Source organism: Pseudomonas sp. Z3-8, assembly GCF_051131975.1.
In the GTDB taxonomy this organism is placed as follows: domain Bacteria; phylum Pseudomonadota; class Gammaproteobacteria; order Pseudomonadales; family Pseudomonadaceae; genus Aquipseudomonas.
Map to the genome: position 1 here is coordinate 641,352 of NZ_CP071643.1, position 17,611 is coordinate 658,962.

Below are 17,611 nucleotides of genomic sequence, written 5' to 3' on the forward strand. Positions count from 1 at the left end.
TCCCACAGGAGACCGCATAACCCTTGTGGGAGCGAGCTTGCTCGCGATGACGGCCTGACAGCCACCACAGGGTTTGACCCAACAGCATTCAGACAGGTGCTCCATATGACCGCAGTCAACGTGTACCAACAACGCCCCACCACCGGGGCCACGGCCGAGTCGTCGCTGCACCATGCCGACCTCGCCAGCCTGGCGGGCAAGGGCCGCAAGAACGCCGGCGTGACCGTGCGCGAGAAAAAACTCCTCGGCCACCTGACCATTCGTGGCGATGGCCACGATCCGGCGTTCGCCGCGGGCGTGCATAAGGCCCTGGGCCTGGAGTTGCCGGGTGCGCTGGCCATCATCATCAAGGGTGAAACCAGCCTGCAATGGCTGGGCCCGGATGAATGGCTGCTGATAGTGCCGAGCGGCGAGGAATTTGCCGCCGAAAAGAACCTGCGCGAAGCGCTGGGCGACCTGCACATCCAGATCGTCAACGTCAGCGGCGGCCAGCAGATCCTTGAACTGTCGGGCCCGAACGTGCGCGACGTGCTGATGAAATCCACCAGCTACGATGTACACCCAAGCAACTTCCCGGTGGGCAAGGCCGTGGGCACGGTGTTCGCCAAGTCGCAACTGGTGATCCGCCACACCGCTGAAGACACCTGGGAACTGGTGATCCGCCGCAGCTTTTCCGATTACTGGTGGCTGTGGTTGCAGGATGCGGCGGCTGAGTATGGGTTGAGCGTACAGGCGTAAGGACTAAAGCCGACACGGCTTTTGTGGCGAGGGAGCTTGCTCCCGCTGGGGCGGGCTGGCGCTCCAGTGCGCAGCGACCGTGAGATCTTGGGGCCGCTTCGCAGCCCAGCGGGAGCAAGCTCCCTCGCCACGGGGTGTTGTGTCGCTTCGTTAATTTTGAACAGGAGTCACCGCAATGAGCCGCGCCCCAGACACATGGATCTTGACCGCCGACTGCCCCAGCGTGCTCGGCACGGTGGATGCGGTGACCCGCTTTCTGTTCGAGCAGGGCTGCTACGTCACCGAGCATCATTCCTTCGACGACCGGCTCTCGGCGCGCTTCTTCATTCGCGTGGAGTTTCGCCAGCCTGACGGTTTCGACGAGCAGAGCTTCCGCGCCGGCCTGGCCGAGCGGGCGCAAGCCTTCGGCATGGTCTTCGAACTGACGCCGCCCAACTACCGGCCGAAAGTAGTGATCATGGTCTCCAAGGCCGATCACTGCCTCAACGACTTGCTCTACCGCCAACGCATCGGCCAGTTGTCGATGGACGTGGTGGCCGTGGTCTCCAATCACCCCGACCTCAAGCCGCTCGCCGACTGGCACCAGATTCCCTACTACCATTTCCCCCTGGACCCGAACGACAAACCCGCCCAGGAGCGGCAGGTGTGGCAGGTGATCGAGGAGACCGGCGCCGAGCTGGTGATTCTTGCCCGCTACATGCAAGTGCTGTCGCCGGAACTGTGCCGCAAGCTCGACGGCAAGGCCATCAACATCCATCACTCATTGCTGCCGGGCTTCAAGGGCGCCAAGCCGTATCACCAGGCCTACAACAAAGGCGTGAAACTGGTAGGCGCCACGGCGCATTACATCAACAACGACCTGGACGAAGGCCCGATCATCGCCCAGGGCGTGGAAGTGGTGGATCACAGCCACTATCCCGAAGACCTGATCGCCAAGGGACGCGACATTGAAGGGCTGACCTTGGCCCGCGCGGTGGGGTATCACATTGAGCGAAGGGTGTTTCTGAACGCCAATCGCACGGTCGTTCTTTAGGCCGACATCGCGAGCAGGCTCGCTCCCACACTATAGGGGAGCACACAGATTCCAATGTGGGAGCGAGCCTGCTCGCGAAGAGGCCCTCCCAAACAACACAGAAACAAGACACAAGCACTAACCCGAGCAATCAACGCGCTGCCTGCCTGGGCAACGCAGTTCCACAAAAACAACAGCGAGGTGAAAGCATGTCTGGTAATCGTGGTGTCGTGTATCTCGGCAACGGCAAGGTCGAAGTACAGAAAATCGACTATCCCAAAATGCAGGACCCGCGCGGCAGGAAGATCGAGCACGGCGTCATCCTGCGCGTAGTCTCCACCAACATCTGCGGCTCCGACCAGCACATGGTGCGCGGCCGTACCACTGCCCAGACCGGCCTGGTCCTGGGTCACGAGATCACCGGTGAAGTGATCGAAAAGGGCAGCGACGTCGAAAACCTGAAAATCGGTGACCTGGTCTCGGTGCCATTCAACGTTGCGTGCGGGCGGTGCCGTTCCTGCAAGGAGCAACACACCGGTGTTTGCCTGACCGTCAACCCGGCCCGTGCCGGCGGTGCCTACGGTTATGTCGACATGGGCGACTGGACTGGCGGCCAGGCTGAATACGTGCTGGTGCCGTACGCCGACTTCAACCTGCTGAAACTGCCGGACCGCGACAAGGCCATGGAGAAAATCCGCGACCTGACCTGCCTGTCCGACATCCTGCCGACCGGCTACCACGGCGCCGTCACCGCTGGTGTCGGCCCTGGCAGCACCGTCTACATCGCCGGCGCCGGCCCGGTTGGCCTCGCGGCTGCCGCTTCCGCCCGCCTGCTGGGTGCTGCGGTAGTGATCATCGGCGACGTCAACCCGGTCCGCCTGGCCCACGCCAAGGCCCAGGGTTTCGAAATCGCCGACCTGTCCCAGGACACCCCGCTGCACGAACAGATCGCCGCACTTCTGGGCGAGCCGGAAGTCGACTGCGCCGTCGATGCGGTAGGCTTCGAAGCCCGCGGCCACGGCCATGACGGCGTCAAGCACGAAGCCCCGGCCACAGTGCTCAACTCATTGATGGGCGTGGTCCGCGTGGCCGGCAAGATCGGTATCCCCGGCCTTTACGTCACCGAAGACCCGGGCGCAGTCGATGCAGCCGCAAAAATGGGCAGCCTGAGCATCCGCTTCGGCCTGGGCTGGGCCAAATCCCACAGCTTCCACACCGGCCAGACCCCGGTGATGAAGTACAACCGCCAACTGATGCAGGCGATCATGTGGGACCGCATTAACATTGCTGAAATCGTTGGCGTGCAAGTCATCAGCCTGGATGACGCGCCGAAGGGCTATGGCGAATTCGATGCGGGCGTGCCGAAGAAATTTGTGATTGATCCGCATAAGTTGTTCAGTGCGGCGTAAGGTTGGGTCTGCAGTAATGAAAGGGCGGCAATGATGTCGCCCTTTTTTTGTGCTCGGGGCGTTTCCGAGACGGACGGAATCAGTCACGTATCATAATGGCACGTCGTCTCCCGTGACTTTCATTCGATGGAAACCTGGCGTGGTGGGCGTCCACCCTCGTCTGAAGATTACGGATATGAATAGTGATAACTGCGCTTCTTTTTTGTTGATAAGCATTTGTCATTTCGATTGCGTGAGCAGGAACGATTCCATTCATGTGACCCCGTGCTGCGGATTTGAGGCTATCTATTGAGGCTTCTCCAAGTTCCGGTTTGAAAAGGCGGACAGGTGATTTGGCCATCGAATAGACTTCTTGTTTCATAGCCCGTGATGTCTTAGCAAGCGAGGCCATGTCCGGTCCGGGTAAATAGCTGAAGATTTCATCATAGACAACGTGTACTCCCTTGATCTTTTCAAACGCTCCAAGTGGTGTTCTATAGCGTTGAGCTGTCCTTAGCCCGATAAGATTTAGTAAACCTTTCCATACGTTGGGGAAATGCCCAGAGGGATCGGACTTATTCACCGGATCTCCAATGCAATACGCATAAGCATTTAACCCACCCTTGCCAAACGGACTCAAACTGTCCGGACTGTTGAACCGCATCAGCACTGGGTCGAATGCGCGATATCCATTGCCCAGTAAATAATGCCCGGTCATTGGGTCGGGTCGTTCTCCATTGAAGGCAAGCAGGCCGAGCAAGCCGTTTACATGAGGGCGGTGACCGTAGGCCGTGTAAGCGAAGGCGTAAGGTTGCGTTGCGTCGAGCATCTGTAAAACAGAACGCTGCTGATCGATGGCGAGCACCGTGGTTTTGCTGATCGCATTTTCCCGTTGCTGCTGTGCCAGCAATTGGTCGTCGTGCTGGAAAATCGATCGTTGCACCGAACCCTCGATTTCGCTGGCCAGGCGCTCCTTCAGATAAAAGCGCTGAGTGCGGGCCTGGGCCGCTGGGGTGCAGTCGACCAAGCGATCGAGCGGGTCATAGTGATAGCGGCAAAGCGTATCTATTCTCTCTGGCGACATAAAACTGCTCCGTAAAAGCCCGTTCTTATTTACAGCTGTTTTCGAAATGCGCCAATCCAATAAGCGGCACTTTCTTGCTCAGTCATGAATCTGTTGAAGTTAGAGCTTCTATCGGTGGAGGAGACAATCTTGAAACTCAAGGATCTGTGCGCTGCCTCGGGGATCTTCAATTGTGGAACATTCGATTGCTTGACCATGCTACGTGTTGAAAACGACCGAACCTGGTCAATGTCGTTGCTGTAGATCTCGAGGACGGCACCGTTCTTTTGAAGGCTGGAATAGTTGTTTGCACTGTCAAACGTGTTGGTGACAAAAAAGGAGTCTCCCTTGCTCTTGCTTCGAATGCCTTTTTTTATGATTTGCTCTGCATTTTCGCGGCTCGTGCCGTGGAAGCCAATGAAATCTCTTGTACTGTCCGTGAATTTTTTCGCCGCTGGCGAAACGGGTGGCGATGAAGACTGTTTGGCATTTTTTATTGAGCTTCGTGTTTTTCTTATTGGCGCAAAAAGTTGTCTCAAGCTTCTGAATAATCCCCTGAGCGGTATATGTCCTGTTAGATCCTCATAATTTACCGGGTCCCCTAAGCAATAGGCATATGGATTCAACCCACCTTTGCCAAACGGACTCAAGCTGTCCGGGCTGTTCAACCGCATCAATACTGGGTTAAATGCGCGATATCCTTTGCCCAGTAAATAATGCCCGGTCACCGGGTCCGGCCGTTCCCCATTGAAGCCGAGCAGACTGAGCAGGCCGTTTTCCTGAGAGCGGTGACCATAGACCGTATAGGCAAGGGGATAGGATTGCGCTGTGTCGAGCACCCGTAAAACCGAGCGCTGCTGATCGGTAGCGAGCAAGGTGGCTGTGCCAATCTCATTTTCCCGGTACTGCTGGGCCAGCAACTGGTCGTCGTGCTGAAAGATCGATCGTTGCACCGAGCCTTGAATCTCTGAGGTCAGGCGCTGCTTCAAGTAGAAGCGCTGGGCGCTGGCCTGGGCTGCTGGTATGCAATCGGCCAGGCGATCGAGAGGGTCATAGTGATAGCGGCAAAGTAGCGTTTCGTCTGTAGAAGGCATGGGCTTCGCTCTGAATTAAAGGATCTCGGACGCAGGTATCAGGCTTAGGCAGATGCGCAGGGTTGTCTAGCTAGCAGAAGTGTTAGGTTTGGCTCCCGATAACCTCCAGCCCCGACGATGGGATACATTCGCCAGTTGGCGTGGCGATCATTGTCATACATAGATAGACGTTAAAAAGGTGCCTCTGAAGCTCTTGGAAGAGTTGGCTTGCTTCTGATGTCAGTCATGTATATTGCTATTCGATTGTATATTTTCTCGTGTAGAACTATCTCCATCTCGGATAGCGATCGTAGAGCTAAGCCCCCTTCGCCCATTGTGCGGAACTGATAATGTCGACCTGGCGTCATGGCGCTGAATCCTCTGACGTGAACTGTATAAACATGAGGTGTGCCATTACTGTAACTGGCCGCGACTTGTGAAAAATCGATTGCTATTGGTCGTTTCGGCGCTACGTAAAATCCTCTGCCACCGCTGAGGCCACCCACACTGTCCATGAAATTTGGATTTGGACCTCTCGTCAAACTACGGTAATTTTCTTTGGTTGAGCCGTGAAAACCTATGAACTCGAAAGTTTCTATGTCGGGTTTGAGCGGGGGAGATGACTCCGAAGCCCTTCTCATGGCTCGTGAAGGTAATCCCGGAAGGGCAAAATCATTGATTACTTTCGAAGGAGGTGGTGTGGCTGTCTTTATTATTTTGGAAAGACTGTTTTTGACCAGCGACCAGCCAAATGCGTGGCCGCTGGGATCCGAATGATTTGTCGGATCCCCGCCACAGTACGCATATGCATTCAACCCACCCTCCCCAAACGGACTCAAATTGTCTGGGCTGTTGAAGCGCATCAGCACCGGATTGAACGCCCGATAGCCGTTGCCTAACAGATAATGCCCGGTCACCGGGTCCGGTCGTTCGCCATTGAAACCCCGCAGGCTCAGCAAGCGGTTTCCCGGCGAGGTATAGCCGTAAGCCGTATAGACGAGAGGGTGGCGTAGCGCGGCGTCGAGCGTCTGTAAAACTGAACGCTGCTGATCGCAGGCGAGCAAAGTGGTTTCGCTGGCTTTATCTTTTCGCTTTAGCTGGGCCAGCAGTTGATCGTCGTGCTGAAAAATCAATCGCTGCACCGGGCCTTGAATCTCTGAGGTCAGGCGATTCTTCAAATAGAAACGCGGGGTGCTGGCCAGGGCCGATGGCGTGCAATTGGCCAGGCGATCAAGCGGGTCGTAGTGATAGCGACACAGCAATGTTCCACGTTTCGCCGGCATGGGTCTGTTCCTGGGTGTTTTCGCTTTATTCGGGTATCACTCTCACGGTTCTCACATGCTTTGCACTGTTTTCCAGTTTTTTTTGTCTCGCCAGTGCGCTTGTATAACGGGGAAGCCCGGTGGCAGTGTTGTAATCTGGTGTTTCTCCTGCGCGCATTCTTAATTCATTGATACGGTCTAGTAATTCATCTCGTAGCTCTAAAAAGTCCATGAATTGATGGTAGGCATCGGGATCCAGTTTTGGATTTAACGTGATTGCGCCATATTTAGTATTGCCCTCGCCTATCAAGTACTGGAGGCCGGGTAGTTCCTCGTCGATGTAAAACATTTCCGCTATTTCTTCTCTTCCAAGCCTGCTTGGCTGGGCCGAGCTTCCCGGAACAACATCGGAACTCGGACGATCGAGTGCTCTCGGAAGCCTCGCCTCCGGAGCTTCAGTTGATAACAAGGAGCGCTGAGATACGGACCGGGCAACGGGAACGGGCGGGTGTGTTTGGGGAGGCATCAAGCCTAGCGATCGCAGGATACCCTTCATGAAAGCGGGGACATGGCCGGAAGGATCCCGATGGTTGATGGGATCCCCCAGGCAATACGTATACGCATTCAACCCACCCTTTCCAAACGGACTCCAACTGTCTGGACCGTTGAACCGCATCAATACCGGATTGAAAGCCCGATACCCATTACCCAGCAGATAATGCCCGGTCACCGGATCCGGCCGTTCGCCATTGAAGCCGAGCAGGCTGAGAAAGCCGTTAGCCGGGACGTGATGGCCGTAAGGCGTGTAGGCGAGGGCGTCAGGTTGTGTTGGATCAAGCAGCTGCAATACAGAACGCTGTCGATCGGTTGCCAGCAAGGTGGTTTCGACGGTGCCACCTTGGCACAGCTGTTGCGCCAGCAGTTGATCGCCGTGTTGGACGACCGAACGTTGGATCTGCCCCTGGATCTCGTTGCTCACGCGGCCTTTCACATAGAAGCGTCGGGCGCTGGCCTGGTCTGGTACCGTGCAATCAGCCAGGCGGTCCAGCGGATCGTAATGGTATTGGCAAAGTAAGGTTAGCTGGATCTTCGACATGAGATCAGTCCCGTGAAAGGCCGCTGTTAACGGTACAAAGTGCCTCGCTTAACCTTTCGCATTCACCAGCACCACATCGCTGCAACTGAAGAATGTTTCACGGGCAGGGTCTTCATGGCGTTGCCACACGATGAAGATCACTGACCGGCTGTCCGTGGCGTAGCCTGCAGGTAATTGAACGTCCAGGTAATAAGTGCCCGGTCCCTTGGTGTCCGGAGCGGGCTTCACCACGACGTCAGCGGATTGCTTCAGCGCGGCCCAGTTGAGGTTGTCCGGGTCGGTCAGGTAAACCTTGAATATGCTGGGATCATGCATCTGGCTCGCCACGTAAGTGAGCTGCACGCGGCCATCCTTCACGTCCAGGTTGGTGGTGTGCCAGGCAGCGCTTTTAATATTGATGCTGTCGAAGCGATCCTGCCCGGCGGAACACAGTTTCCCATCGGGAACGACATCTTTCGGCTCTTTGCCTTCGGGGACGTTTTGCGAGTAGGCGTTCCATTCGTTGAACAGGCGGGCGCGTTCCCAGTCGGCGTCGCCTGCCGCTGTAAAGGCTTCCCGACACGCAGCGTTCTTGATGTTTTCACTGCCATTGTTGAAGTCTTGCTGATCCCAGCAGTAGTACTGGCGGGACGGAGGCATCTGTGATGTACCGTGTTTTATCTCGGGGCTCTTGGGCGGGGTTTTGACATCAGTGCAACTGATCAAACCGATGCTGGACAGAAGGATGCAGCTCAGGGCTAGGCTGGAATATTTCATTGTAAATTCCTTTTTCTAGAGAAAATTCCTTTATTTCGGACACGACGTCCGGGCTGTTTTCAGCGCAAAGGAATGGTATCTGCCAAGGTTTTTACCTTCGACGATCCGAGCTTAGGACCGGGATGAACAGCTGCCTACTGTCAGAGTTGACAGTACTGCGTCAAAAAACGGGTCAAGAGCCCGCTGTGCGACTGCGTTCAGGGTTGGCTCGTTATGGCCTCGCCGACCCGCTGGCAGAACTGCGAATAGAACGCCTGCGCGTTCATGCCACGGCAATCGTCCTTGATCTGCGCCAGGGCGGCCGGACTGAATGACAGGCTGCGCGGCATGCTGGCGAAGTTGAAGTAGCCATCCTGTTGGGTCTTGATGGCATCGAACCCCGGCATGTCATACATCAGTTCGAGGTCATCATCGGCAAGCATTCGCGCTTTCACGGTCACTTGGGTATACGCCTTTCCTCCTGGCGCGCCATTCAGCGCCGCCAGGCCGTGGCCGACGATGCGCAGCATGTCCGGCGCCCAATCGTCACCCTCCTCGGTGGGCGTGGCTGGACGGTAGAAAACGGTCAGGGCCTGCTGATCTCGTGTGACCTGCGTCAGGGCCGGATCATAACGCTTGATGCGGTGCTCGATGGTCAGCCAGGTCTTTTGCGCGTCGCTGACGTCGTCGGCAAGCTCCGGATTCAACGGGCCGCGCTGGCACTCGCTGACGCCGAAGGCGATGAGCATGCCCGTCAGAATGACCGCGAGGGCGCCCCCACCGATTTGTACGTTCATGGCGTTACTCTGCTGAAAGAAGGCTGCACTGTATTCGATGGCAAGTATTGCTGCACGCGGCAAGCGCGGTGTTGAACAAAACCCGGCTATCCCAGTCCAACGCTCGACTTTGCGCCGCCCCTTTCCGGGCGGCTTTTTCATGTTCCAGAGGATGTCCCGATGAAGGTTTCACGCGGTTTTGCACTGTCTTGCCTGCTTTCGTTGGCAGCTGGCCCGGCCTTCGCACAGTTCAGCCTCGCTGATGCGACAAGCGTGATCTCGGCCATTCAGGGCAACCAGCAGGAGGGGGCGGTGGCGGCTGCGCCGAAAGCCGCCGGGCTGCTCAATACCCTCGGCTCGGAACTCCAGATCACGCCGGAGCAAGCCGTGGGTGGTGCCGGGGCGATGCTCGGGCTGGCCAGGAACCAGCTCAGCGAGGCGCAGTTCTCCGAGTTGAGCAAAAGTGTGCCGGGGCTCGATCAGATCGCCGGGAACAGCGCCATCGGTGGCCTTAACGGCTTGGGTGGCTTGCTCGGCGGCGGGTCGGACAAAAACGCCTTGCTCGACGGCTTGCTCGGTAACGTCAAGGACACCGGTGACCTGAACAATGCCTTCAGCGCGCTGGGCATGGACAGCGGAATGATCGGCCAGTTTGCCCCGATCATCTTGCAGTACCTCGGCCAACAGGGAGTCGCCAGTTCGCTGTTACAGAACCTGGGCGGTATCTGGGGCGCCGGCGCCGGTATCTGATCAGGCGCTCTCGTTGCGCAGCTGAGCAATGCGCTGGTCCTTTTCATGCCAGAGCTGGTTGACCCAGTCCTGCACATGCTGGCGAAACACCGGGTCGTTTTCGTAATCGCCTTGCCACAGCGCCGGGTCCAGTTCGCGGGTCTGGATGTCGACAATGACCCTGGGCACCGCGCCGCTGATCAAGTCCCAGAACCCGGGGATGCGCTGCTGCGGATAAACCACCGTCACGTCGAGGATCGCATCCAGCTGCTCGCCCATCGCCGCCAGCACAAACGCCACGCCACCGGCCTTGGGCTTGAGCAGATGACTGAAGGGCGATTGCTGCTGTTGGCTTTTGGCGGCGGTGAAGCGCGTGCCTTCGAGATAATTCACCACGGTGACTGGCTGACGTTTGAACAGCTCGCAGGCGGCCCTGGTGATTTCCAGATCCTTGCCGGCCAGCTCCGGATTCTTCGCCAGGAACGCCTTGGTATAACGCTTCATAAAAGGGTAATCCAATGCCCACCACGCCAGCCCCAGGAACGGTACCCAGATCAGCTCTTTCTTGAGAAAGAATTTGAAGAACGGCGTGCGTCGGTTGAGGGTCTGGACCAGGGCGGGGATATCCACCCATGACTGGTGATTGCTGATCACCAGGTACGAGGTGTCGCTGCGCAGGCCTTCACCGCCGCGAATGTCCCATCGGGTGGGGATGCACGCGGCGAAAATCAGTTTGTCGATCTCGGCCCAGGTCTCGGCAATCCACATCACCGCCCACGAGGCGTAGTCGCGAAGACGCCCGGGCAGGACCAGTTTGAGCAATGCGAACACCATCAGTGGCCCGAACAGCACCAGGGTATTGAGCAATAGCAGCAGGGTGACGAAACAGCCGGTGAGCAGGCGGCGCATAGATGACTCTTGCAAACGGGTTGGGCGGGCCATCATAAGCAGCTTCGAGCGGCAGGCCAAATCGGCCTGGACGAAAGTTTCACTTGGACTTGTATAGGCTGAATCTGATTTTGTGGCGAGGGAGCCACGGTGCGTTTTACCGAACGAATTCGTTGACCACTGTCTAAAATCCCACTCCCACAACGGAAGCCCCCTACATGAAATCCGTTTTAGCCCTGCTTTCCCTGGTGGCCCTCCCCGTGCTCGCCGCTGAACCGACCCTCTATGGGCGCTACGAATACATCGCGCTGCCGGAAATCGGTGGCGAAGTGCTCAAGGCCAAGATGGACACCGGCGCATTGACCGCCTCGCTGTCGGCCAAGGACATCGAGACGTTCACCCGTGACGGCGATGACTGGGTACGTTTTCGCCTGGCGACCAAGGACGCGAGCAACAAGATCTACGAACACAAGATCGCCCGCATCAGCAAGATCAAGACCCGTTCCGAAGAGGACGAGGACGACGACGAAAAGATCGCCCCAAGCAAGCGTCCGGTGGTGGAACTGGAAATGTGCCTGGGTAACGTCAAGCGCACCGTCGAGGTCAACCTGACCGACCGCAGCAGTTTCAACTACCCGCTGTTGATCGGTGCCAAGGCCTTGCGTGAGTTCGACGCGGCGGTGAACCCGGCGCGGCGGTTTACGGCGGATAAACCAGACTGTTGATTTCCCCGATTGACGTGCCCCGAGGCTTGGGGCACCGTTCCGGCAACTTTACTGTCGGGCCCGGTAGCCATGCCTCATATTCTGATTGTCGAAGACGAAGCCGCCATCGCTGATACGCTGGTGTTTGCACTGCAGGGCGAGGGCTTCGACACCACCTGGTTGAGCCTGGGAGCCGCGGCCCTGGAGCATCAGCAGAAGACTCCGGCGGACCTGATTATTCTCGACGTGGGCCTGCCGGATATCAGCGGTTTCGAGACGTGTAAGAATCTCAGACGTTTCAGCGACGTTCCGGTAATTTTTCTTACGGCTCGGGATGGCGAGATCGACCGGGTGGTGGGCCTGGAGATTGGCGCTGATGATTACGTGGTCAAGCCCTTCAGCCCTCGCGAGGTTGCCGCCAGGGTTCGCGCGATTCTCAAGCGCGTGGCGCCGCGGCCTTTCGCGGAAGCGGGTTCGGCGTTGTTCCAGGTGGACAGCGAGCGCGTGCAGATCAGCTATCGCGGCAAGCCGTTGAACCTCACTCGTCATGAGTTTCGCCTGTTGAACTGCCTGCTGGAGCAGCCTGAGCGGGTCTTCAGCCGCGAGCAGTTGCTCGACGCCCTGGGCGTGGCCAGCGATGCCGGCTACGAGCGCAGCATCGACAGCCACATCAAGAGCCTGCGCGCCAAGTTGCGTCTGGTCCGGGCCGAGGCCGAACCGATCCAGACCCACCGGGGCCTTGGCTACAGCTACAGCCCGGGCCACAGCTGATGTCGCTGGGTATCCGGATTTTCCTGGCCTACGTGCTGTTCATCGGCCTGGCCGGGTATTTCGTGCTCAACACGGTGATGGAGGAGATCCGTCCCGGTGTGCGCCAGTCCACCGAGGAAACCCTGGTGGACACGGCCAACCTGATGGCCGAGATCCTGCGGGACGATTTCAAGGCCGGGACGCTCAGCCAGAACCGCTGGCCGCAATTGCTCAGGTCCTATGGCGAACGCCAGCCGGCGGCGACGATCTGGGGATTGCCAAAGAACCAGGTCAACCACCGTATCTACGTCACGGATGCCAATGGCATCGTCGTGCTCGATTCCAGTGGCGTGGCGGTGGGCCAGGATTATTCGCGGTGGAATGACGTCTACCTGACCCTGCGCGGCCATTACGGCGCTCGTTCGACCCGCAACGATCCGGACGATCCGGCGTCGTCGGTGATGCATGTCGGGGCACCGATCCGCGAGAACGGAAGGATCATCGGCGTGGTCACGGTGGCCAAGCCCAACAGCTCGTTGCAACCTTATATCGACCGCACGGAGCGGCGCTTGCTGGCGTACGGTGCCGGGTTGATCGGCCTGGGCCTGTTGCTGGGCGCCTTGCTGTCCTGGTGGCTCAGCGCGGCTTTGCGTCGGTTGACTCGTTATGCCCAGGCGGTCAGCCAGGGGCGGCGGGTGGAAGTGCCGCATTATCGCGGCGGCGAATTCGAGCAACTGGCGGGCGCCGTCGAACACATGCGCACCCAGCTCGAAGGCAAGGCCTACGTCGAGCGTTATGTGCACACCTTGACTCATGAACTGAAGAGTCCGCTGGCCGCGATTCGCGGCGCCGCCGAGCTCCTGCAGAGCGACATGCCCGCCGCCCAGCACCAGCGCTTTGTCAGCAACATCGACAGCGAAAGCGTGCGCATGCAGCAATTGATCGAGCGCCTGCTCAACCTGGCGCAAGTCGAGCAGCGCCAGGGGTTGGAGGATATTGTCGCGGTGCCGTTGGCGGCGTTGGTCGATGGATTGCTGGAGGCTCGCGGCGGCTGGATCGAAAGCCGTCAATTGCGCATAGAGCGATGCATCGCCGCTGATCTGACGCTGACCGGGGAGGCCTTCCTGTTGCGCCAGGCCCTGGGCAACTTGCTGGAAAATGCCTTGGACTTCACCCCTGTCGAAGGCTGGTTGCGCATCAGAGCCGAGCGCCTGGGCAGCCGCGTCGAGATCCGTCTTTTCAACCAGGCCGAGCCGATTCCCGACTACGCACTACCGCGCCTGAGCGAGCGGTTTTATTCCTTGCCGCGCCCTGGCACCGGGCGCAAGAGCACAGGCCTGGGGCTCAACTTCGTCGAGGAAGTGGTGCAGTTGCATGGGGGGGAATTTGGCATCGGTAATGTCGAGGGTGGGGTGGAAGTGGTGCTGCGGTTGCCCTGACACCACAAAATCCATTTGAAAAAGCACTCCTATGTGGGAGCGAGCCTGCTCGCGAAGACAGTGGTACATCCAACATCATCGCCCAGACAGTCCGCTATCGCGAGCAGGCTCGCTCCCACAGTTCAGTTGCCGTCGGGCCTGTCTCCACACAATCTCCACATTCCCCTCATAAACCGCCCACACAGCCGCGCCAGACTCTTCCCCATTCGAACAGGGAGAGCCCCACATGAACCGCAGCCTCGCCATAAAACTGGGCATGATTGCCCTCTTGATTCTCTTGCTGATGATCCCGCTGTTGATGATCAACGGCCTTATCGATGAGCGCCAGGAGCTGCGCGATGGGGTGTTGCAGGACATCGCCCGCAGTTCCAGCAACAGCCAGCAGTTGATCGGCCCGATGATCGTGGTGCCGTTTCGCAAGGACGTGAAGGTCTGGAATACCAACGAGAAGACCGGCGTGCGCTTCCTGGAAACCGTCGAGCAAACGGGCGAGTTGTATTTCCTCCCGGAGCAATTCGAGCTCGACGGCCAGATCCGCACCGAAACACGTGCCCGGGGCATCTACGAAGCGCGCTTGTTTCATGCCGATAACCGGATCGATGGCCGCTTCAAGGTGCCGGAACGTTATGGCGTCGCGCCGAAGGATTTCGCCGACTACCGCTTTGACGAGCCGTACCTGAGCGTCGGCATCAGCGATATTCGTGGCATCGAGAACGCATTGACCCTGACGCTGAACCAGCAGACGGTCGATTTCCTTCCCGGTTCGCGGCTTGGCTGGCTGGGGCAGGGCGTACACGTGCCGTTGCCGATGATCACCGCCCAGGGCAGCCCCGAACTGACCTTCGGCTTCGACCTGCGCCTGCAAGGCACCGGCGAGCTGCAGATCCTGCCGGTGGGCAAGTCCACCAAGGTGCACCTGTCCGCCGATTGGCCGCACCCGAGCTTCATCGGCAATTACCTGCCGGTCAATCGCGAGATCAATGAACAGGGCTTCAATGCCGACTGGCAGACCTCGTTTTTCTCCACCAACCTTCTGGAAACGCTGCAAGCCTGCGATCCCAGCGATGGTTGCGAAGCGTTCCGCAGTCGTGCGTTCGGTGTAAGTTTCGTCGATCCGGTGGACCAGTACCTGAAGAGCGACCGGGCGATCAAATATGCGCTGCTGTTCATCGCGCTGACCTTCGCCGGGTTCTTCCTCTTCGAAGTGCTCAAGAGCCTCGCGGTGCACCCGGTTCAATACGCATTGGTCGGCGTGGCGCTGGCGTTCTTCTACCTGCTGCTGTTGTCGCTGTCGGAACACATCGGCTTCACCCTGGCGTACCTGGTATCGGCGAGTGCCTGTGTGGTGCTGATTGGCTTCTACGTCTGCCATGTGCTGCGCAGCGTGAGCCACGGCCTGGGATTTTCAGCGGGGTTGGCGGGGTTGTACGGACTGCTTTATGGGCTGTTGAGCGCCGAAGACTACGCGCTGTTGATGGGTTCGTTGCTGCTGTTCGGCCTGCTGGGCGTGTTCATGGTGCTGACCCGCAAGCTGGATTGGTACGGGGTGGGCGCGAAGCCCGCGGCTGCGATGAGTTTTGATCTGGGAGAGGTGAAATGAGCCGGTCGTTGGGGTTGCGGGAGGACCAGCGGGTGGGGGAAATGCTGGTGATGCGAATTGTCGGGTTGTTTCCTTTGGATCCGGTGCGCGGCCTTCGCGAGCAGGCTCGCTCCCACAAGAGGGCAACACACTCAAATGTGAGAGCGAGCCTGCTCCGGGCGGCGTTCCGACGAAGAGGCCGCCGGTGGAGCCAAGGCAGTTTTAGACCCTGGGCACCGTCTCGACCATTGAAGGCCGCAAACTGACCTCGGAAAACCACGCCGCCAGCTGCGGATTGTTCTCGCGCCAGTCCAGGTCGGCATGGCGCAAGTCCAGGTATCCCAGGGCGCAGGCCACGCTGATGGACGCGACGTCGAAATGGCTGGCCAGTTCGGCAATCGCCTCGGATTCGAGCGTGGCGAGGGCGCGACGAATCTTGTCCCGCTGCGCATCGAGCCATTCGTCCCAGTGTTTTTCCACAGGACGCAGGGCGGTCTCGTAGCGGATCATCACCGCCGCGTCCATGATCCCGTCGGCCATGGAGGCCAGGGTCAGGCGCCGCCAGCGCGCGGCGCCCTCGCGCGGGATCAGCGGGTTGCCGACGTGTTGGTGGTCGAGGTAGTCGAGGATGACGCGGCTGTCGTGGATCACCGTCCCGTTGGCCAGGCGCAGGGCCGGGATCTTGCTCAACGGATTGTCACGGATCAGTGCTTGGTCCGGCTTGACCGGCGTGAGTTGGCTGAGTTGCAAGGCGACGCGATCCTGCTGGCCGGTTTCGTGCAGCAGCACCAGGACCTTGCGGACGAAGGGCGAAGCGGGGTTATGGAACAGGGTCATGCTGGGGGTGGACATGCAGAACATCCTCGATTGGGCGGGCTGGGTTAGCCTAGACAGTTGCGGGTCTGCTGGCGAGTAACGAATCGATTGGTGTATTCCACTGTGGGAGCGAGCTTGCTCGCGATGGCGGCGTATCAGTCAACATCAATGCAACTGAACTTCCGCTATCGCGAGCAAGCTCGCTCCCACAGGGTCTGCGCCACGCTGGGGTTATCCGCGTTTGATCAAGCCCCAGGCCCCAAGCACGGTCGGGATTCCCAATCCAACCCAGCTCAGCGCATCCCAGGCGCCGTCACCGAGCAATGCGCTGAACAGCCCCGCCGCGCTCAATGCGCCGATCACTACGGGAATACCAAACACCTTCCAGAAATTCGACTGCCGGGGCCTCACGAGGTTACCTCCGCGCCGACAGTCGCGCGCTTGGCGGCTTTCCGTCGCACCACCCAAAGATAAACGCCACTGCCCAGGACGATGATGGTCAGCACATCCAGGGTTGCCCAGAAAATCTGCATTGGCCGGCCACCGTAGTCGCCGAAGTGCAGCGGCAGGGACAGGCTCATCACGTCCATGTACCACGGCCGCTCGGCCACGGCGGTGACGTCCAGGGTGCTGGCGTCGATCAATACCGGAGTGAGCAGGTGCGAGGTCAGGTGGGTGTCGCCCTTCATGAACACGCTGTAGTGATGCTCGCTGGAAAACAGCGTGCCGGGGAAGGCGATGAAGCTGGGCTCCATGCCCGGCGCGACTTCCTTGGCAATGTCGAGCAGGCGGGTCGCCGGCGCCAGTTGCGTCAATGGCGGGGCGTTGCGGTACGGCTCGACCATCGCGCTGAGGCTGTCGTTGCGCCACGCGGCTATGATCAGGTCGGCGCAGGCGGCAATCACGCCGGTCACGCCCACGGTCAGCGCCCAGACCAGGGTGACGACGCCGATCAGGTTGTGCAGGTCGAGCCAGCGCAGGCGGGTGGATTTGTCCTGGCGCACCGTGCCGAAGTTCAAGCGCCGCATGAACGGCAAGTACAGCACCACGCCGGAGACGATGGCAATCACGAACAGAAACCCCATGAACGCCAGCAGCAACTTGCCCGGCAGCCCGGCGAACATGTCCACGTGCAGGCGCAGCATGATCATCATGAAACCACCGTTGGCCGAAGGCATTTCCAGGGCTTCGCCGGTGCGCGCGTCGAGCATGAAGGTATGGGATGAATTGGGTTCGGTGCCCGGTGTCGGCGCCATGATGGTGATCACGCCGTTGGGGTCGTCTTCGTCCCAGCCGAAATACTGGACCACTTCACCCGGACGATGAGCCTTGGCTTTTTCCACCAGTTGTTGAAGATCCAACGGCGGCGTGCCGGCCGGCATTTCCCGCAGTTCCGGGGCATCGCCCAACAGATGTTCGATTTCATGATGGAAGATCAGCGGCAGCCCGGTGATTGCCAGCATCAGCAGGAACACCGTACAGATCAGGCTGCTCCAGGTGTGGACAAAGGACCAGCGGCGAATGGTTTTGCTTTTCATGATCGATCCGAATGCAAAAGGGCAC

18 protein-coding genes are annotated in these 17,611 nt (G+C 59.0%); 8 read left to right on the forward strand and 10 right to left on the reverse strand.

The window, feature by feature from the left end; genetic code table 11:
• Positions 1–105: 105 nt before the first annotated feature.
• From J3P94_RS02995 to fdhA, 3 genes are all read left to right on the forward strand, one after another.
• Complete coding sequence (locus tag J3P94_RS02995; RefSeq protein WP_434571316.1) at positions 106–738, forward strand: sarcosine oxidase subunit gamma; 633 nt, start codon at positions 106–108, stop codon at positions 736–738.
• A gap of 175 nt (positions 739–913) precedes the next feature.
• Positions 914–1,771 carry a formyltetrahydrofolate deformylase gene (gene purU / locus J3P94_RS03000; protein WP_434571318.1) on the forward strand — a complete coding sequence of 286 codons (858 nt, stop codon included), beginning with the start codon at positions 914–916 and terminating at the stop codon, positions 1,769–1,771.
• Between the two features lie 188 nt (positions 1,772–1,959).
• Positions 1,960–3,159 carry a formaldehyde dehydrogenase, glutathione-independent gene (gene fdhA / locus J3P94_RS03005; RefSeq protein ID WP_003206297.1) on the forward strand — a complete coding sequence of 400 codons (1,200 nt, stop codon included), beginning with the start codon at positions 1,960–1,962 and terminating at the stop codon, positions 3,157–3,159.
• A gap of 79 nt (positions 3,160–3,238) precedes the next feature.
• On the opposite strand, the gene J3P94_RS03010 is transcribed toward fdhA, so the two are convergent.
• The 6 genes from J3P94_RS03010 to J3P94_RS03035 all read right to left on the reverse strand — a co-directional run bounded on the left by J3P94_RS03010 (position 3,239) and on the right by J3P94_RS03035 (position 9,164).
• Entirely contained in the window at positions 3,239–4,222 is a 984-nt protein-coding gene (locus J3P94_RS03010; RefSeq protein ID WP_434571320.1) for an RHS repeat-associated core domain-containing protein, read from the reverse strand.
• Between the two features lie 29 nt (positions 4,223–4,251).
• Complete coding sequence (locus J3P94_RS03015) at positions 4,252–5,295, reverse strand: RHS repeat-associated core domain-containing protein (RefSeq protein WP_434571322.1); 1,044 nt, start codon at positions 5,293–5,295, stop codon at positions 4,252–4,254.
• A gap of 170 nt (positions 5,296–5,465) precedes the next feature.
• The gene (locus J3P94_RS03020; protein WP_434571324.1) at positions 5,466–6,557 is read right to left on the reverse strand and encodes an RHS repeat-associated core domain-containing protein; all 1,092 of its coding nucleotides are present in this window, start codon (positions 6,555–6,557) and stop codon (positions 5,466–5,468) included.
• Between the two features lie 25 nt (positions 6,558–6,582).
• On the reverse strand, positions 6,583–7,632 hold the full coding sequence (locus tag J3P94_RS03025; protein WP_434571326.1) for an RHS repeat-associated core domain-containing protein: 1,050 nt from the start codon (positions 7,630–7,632) through the stop codon (positions 6,583–6,585).
• A 48-nt stretch (positions 7,633–7,680) separates the two neighbouring features.
• Positions 7,681–8,388: a lytic polysaccharide monooxygenase auxiliary activity family 9 protein gene (locus J3P94_RS03030; protein WP_434571328.1), complete on the reverse strand. Its 708-nt coding sequence runs from the start codon at positions 8,386–8,388 to the stop codon at positions 7,681–7,683.
• 197 nt (positions 8,389–8,585) lie between these two features.
• A complete protein-coding gene (locus tag J3P94_RS03035; protein ID WP_434571330.1) occupies positions 8,586–9,164 on the reverse strand; it encodes a hypothetical protein in 579 nt (192 codons plus the stop codon).
• 159 nt (positions 9,165–9,323) lie between these two features.
• Between J3P94_RS03035 and J3P94_RS03040 the strand changes: the two genes are divergently transcribed.
• The gene (locus J3P94_RS03040; protein ID WP_434571332.1) at positions 9,324–9,893 is read left to right on the forward strand and encodes a DUF2780 domain-containing protein; all 570 of its coding nucleotides are present in this window, start codon (positions 9,324–9,326) and stop codon (positions 9,891–9,893) included.
• On the opposite strand, the gene J3P94_RS03045 is transcribed toward J3P94_RS03040, so the two are convergent.
• Positions 9,894–10,781 (reverse strand): acyltransferase, encoded by an 888-nt coding sequence (locus tag J3P94_RS03045; RefSeq protein WP_434571334.1) that lies wholly within the window; start codon positions 10,779–10,781, stop codon positions 9,894–9,896.
• A gap of 197 nt (positions 10,782–10,978) precedes the next feature.
• On the opposite strand from J3P94_RS03045, the gene J3P94_RS03050 reads away from it, so the two are divergent.
• The 4 genes from J3P94_RS03050 to creD all read left to right on the forward strand — a co-directional run bounded on the left by J3P94_RS03050 (position 10,979) and on the right by creD (position 15,253).
• Entirely contained in the window at positions 10,979–11,485 is a 507-nt protein-coding gene (locus J3P94_RS03050) for an ATP-dependent zinc protease family protein (protein ID WP_305498325.1), read from the forward strand.
• A gap of 69 nt (positions 11,486–11,554) precedes the next feature.
• The gene (gene creB, locus J3P94_RS03055) at positions 11,555–12,235 is read left to right on the forward strand and encodes a two-component system response regulator CreB (protein ID WP_305498327.1); all 681 of its coding nucleotides are present in this window, start codon (positions 11,555–11,557) and stop codon (positions 12,233–12,235) included.
• Complete coding sequence (creC, locus tag J3P94_RS03060) at positions 12,235–13,653, forward strand: two-component system sensor histidine kinase CreC (protein WP_434571337.1); 1,419 nt, start codon at positions 12,235–12,237, stop codon at positions 13,651–13,653. Before creB ends, creC begins: the two co-directional genes overlap by 1 nt.
• 226 nt (positions 13,654–13,879) lie before the next feature.
• Positions 13,880–15,253 (forward strand): cell envelope integrity protein CreD, encoded by a 1,374-nt coding sequence (gene creD / locus J3P94_RS03065; protein WP_434571339.1) that lies wholly within the window; start codon positions 13,880–13,882, stop codon positions 15,251–15,253.
• Positions 15,254–15,454: 201 nt separating this feature from the next.
• Here the strand turns inward: creD and J3P94_RS03070 are convergent, their stop codons facing one another.
• From J3P94_RS03070 to J3P94_RS03080, 3 genes are all read right to left on the reverse strand, one after another.
• Complete coding sequence (locus J3P94_RS03070; protein WP_434571340.1) at positions 15,455–16,084, reverse strand: glutathione S-transferase; 630 nt, start codon at positions 16,082–16,084, stop codon at positions 15,455–15,457.
• Positions 16,085–16,279: 195 nt separating this feature from the next.
• Positions 16,280–16,459: a hypothetical protein gene (locus tag J3P94_RS03075; protein WP_434571341.1), complete on the reverse strand. Its 180-nt coding sequence runs from the start codon at positions 16,457–16,459 to the stop codon at positions 16,280–16,282.
• Positions 16,456–17,586, reverse strand: a complete 1,131-nt coding sequence (locus tag J3P94_RS03080; RefSeq protein ID WP_434571343.1) for a PepSY-associated TM helix domain-containing protein — start codon at positions 17,584–17,586, stop codon at positions 16,456–16,458. Before J3P94_RS03080 ends, J3P94_RS03075 begins: the two co-directional genes overlap by 4 nt.
• Positions 17,587–17,611: the final 25 nt, after the last annotated feature.

What these genes read in the sequence shown, in the direction of transcription:
- J3P94_RS03010 (WP_434571320.1), bottom strand. Translation starts at nt 4,222, where the DNA reads ATGTCGCCAGAGAGAATAGATACGCTTTGCCGCTATCACTATGACCCG.
- creB (WP_305498327.1), top strand. Translation starts at nt 11,555, where the DNA reads ATGCCTCATATTCTGATTGTCGAAGACGAAGCCGCCATCGCTGATACG.
- J3P94_RS03080 (WP_434571343.1), bottom strand. Translation starts at nt 17,586, where the DNA reads ATGAAAAGCAAAACCATTCGCCGCTGGTCCTTTGTCCACACCTGGAGC.
- purU (WP_434571318.1), top strand. Translation starts at nt 914, where the DNA reads ATGAGCCGCGCCCCAGACACATGGATCTTGACCGCCGACTGCCCCAGC.
- J3P94_RS03050 (WP_305498325.1), top strand. Translation starts at nt 10,979, where the DNA reads ATGAAATCCGTTTTAGCCCTGCTTTCCCTGGTGGCCCTCCCCGTGCTC.
- J3P94_RS03040 (WP_434571332.1), top strand. Translation starts at nt 9,324, where the DNA reads ATGAAGGTTTCACGCGGTTTTGCACTGTCTTGCCTGCTTTCGTTGGCA.
- creD (WP_434571339.1), top strand. Translation starts at nt 13,880, where the DNA reads ATGAACCGCAGCCTCGCCATAAAACTGGGCATGATTGCCCTCTTGATT.
- J3P94_RS03035 (WP_434571330.1), bottom strand. Translation starts at nt 9,164, where the DNA reads ATGAACGTACAAATCGGTGGGGGCGCCCTCGCGGTCATTCTGACGGGC.
- J3P94_RS03015 (WP_434571322.1), bottom strand. Translation starts at nt 5,295, where the DNA reads ATGCCTTCTACAGACGAAACGCTACTTTGCCGCTATCACTATGACCCT.
- J3P94_RS02995 (WP_434571316.1), top strand. Translation starts at nt 106, where the DNA reads ATGACCGCAGTCAACGTGTACCAACAACGCCCCACCACCGGGGCCACG.
- J3P94_RS03020 (WP_434571324.1), bottom strand. Translation starts at nt 6,557, where the DNA reads ATGCCGGCGAAACGTGGAACATTGCTGTGTCGCTATCACTACGACCCG.
- creC (WP_434571337.1), top strand. Translation starts at nt 12,235, where the DNA reads ATGTCGCTGGGTATCCGGATTTTCCTGGCCTACGTGCTGTTCATCGGC.
- J3P94_RS03070 (WP_434571340.1), bottom strand. Translation starts at nt 16,084, where the DNA reads ATGTCCACCCCCAGCATGACCCTGTTCCATAACCCCGCTTCGCCCTTC.
- J3P94_RS03045 (WP_434571334.1), bottom strand. Translation starts at nt 10,781, where the DNA reads ATGCGCCGCCTGCTCACCGGCTGTTTCGTCACCCTGCTGCTATTGCTC.
- J3P94_RS03030 (WP_434571328.1), bottom strand. Translation starts at nt 8,388, where the DNA reads ATGAAATATTCCAGCCTAGCCCTGAGCTGCATCCTTCTGTCCAGCATC.
- fdhA (WP_003206297.1), top strand. Translation starts at nt 1,960, where the DNA reads ATGTCTGGTAATCGTGGTGTCGTGTATCTCGGCAACGGCAAGGTCGAA.
- J3P94_RS03025 (WP_434571326.1), bottom strand. Translation starts at nt 7,632, where the DNA reads ATGTCGAAGATCCAGCTAACCTTACTTTGCCAATACCATTACGATCCG.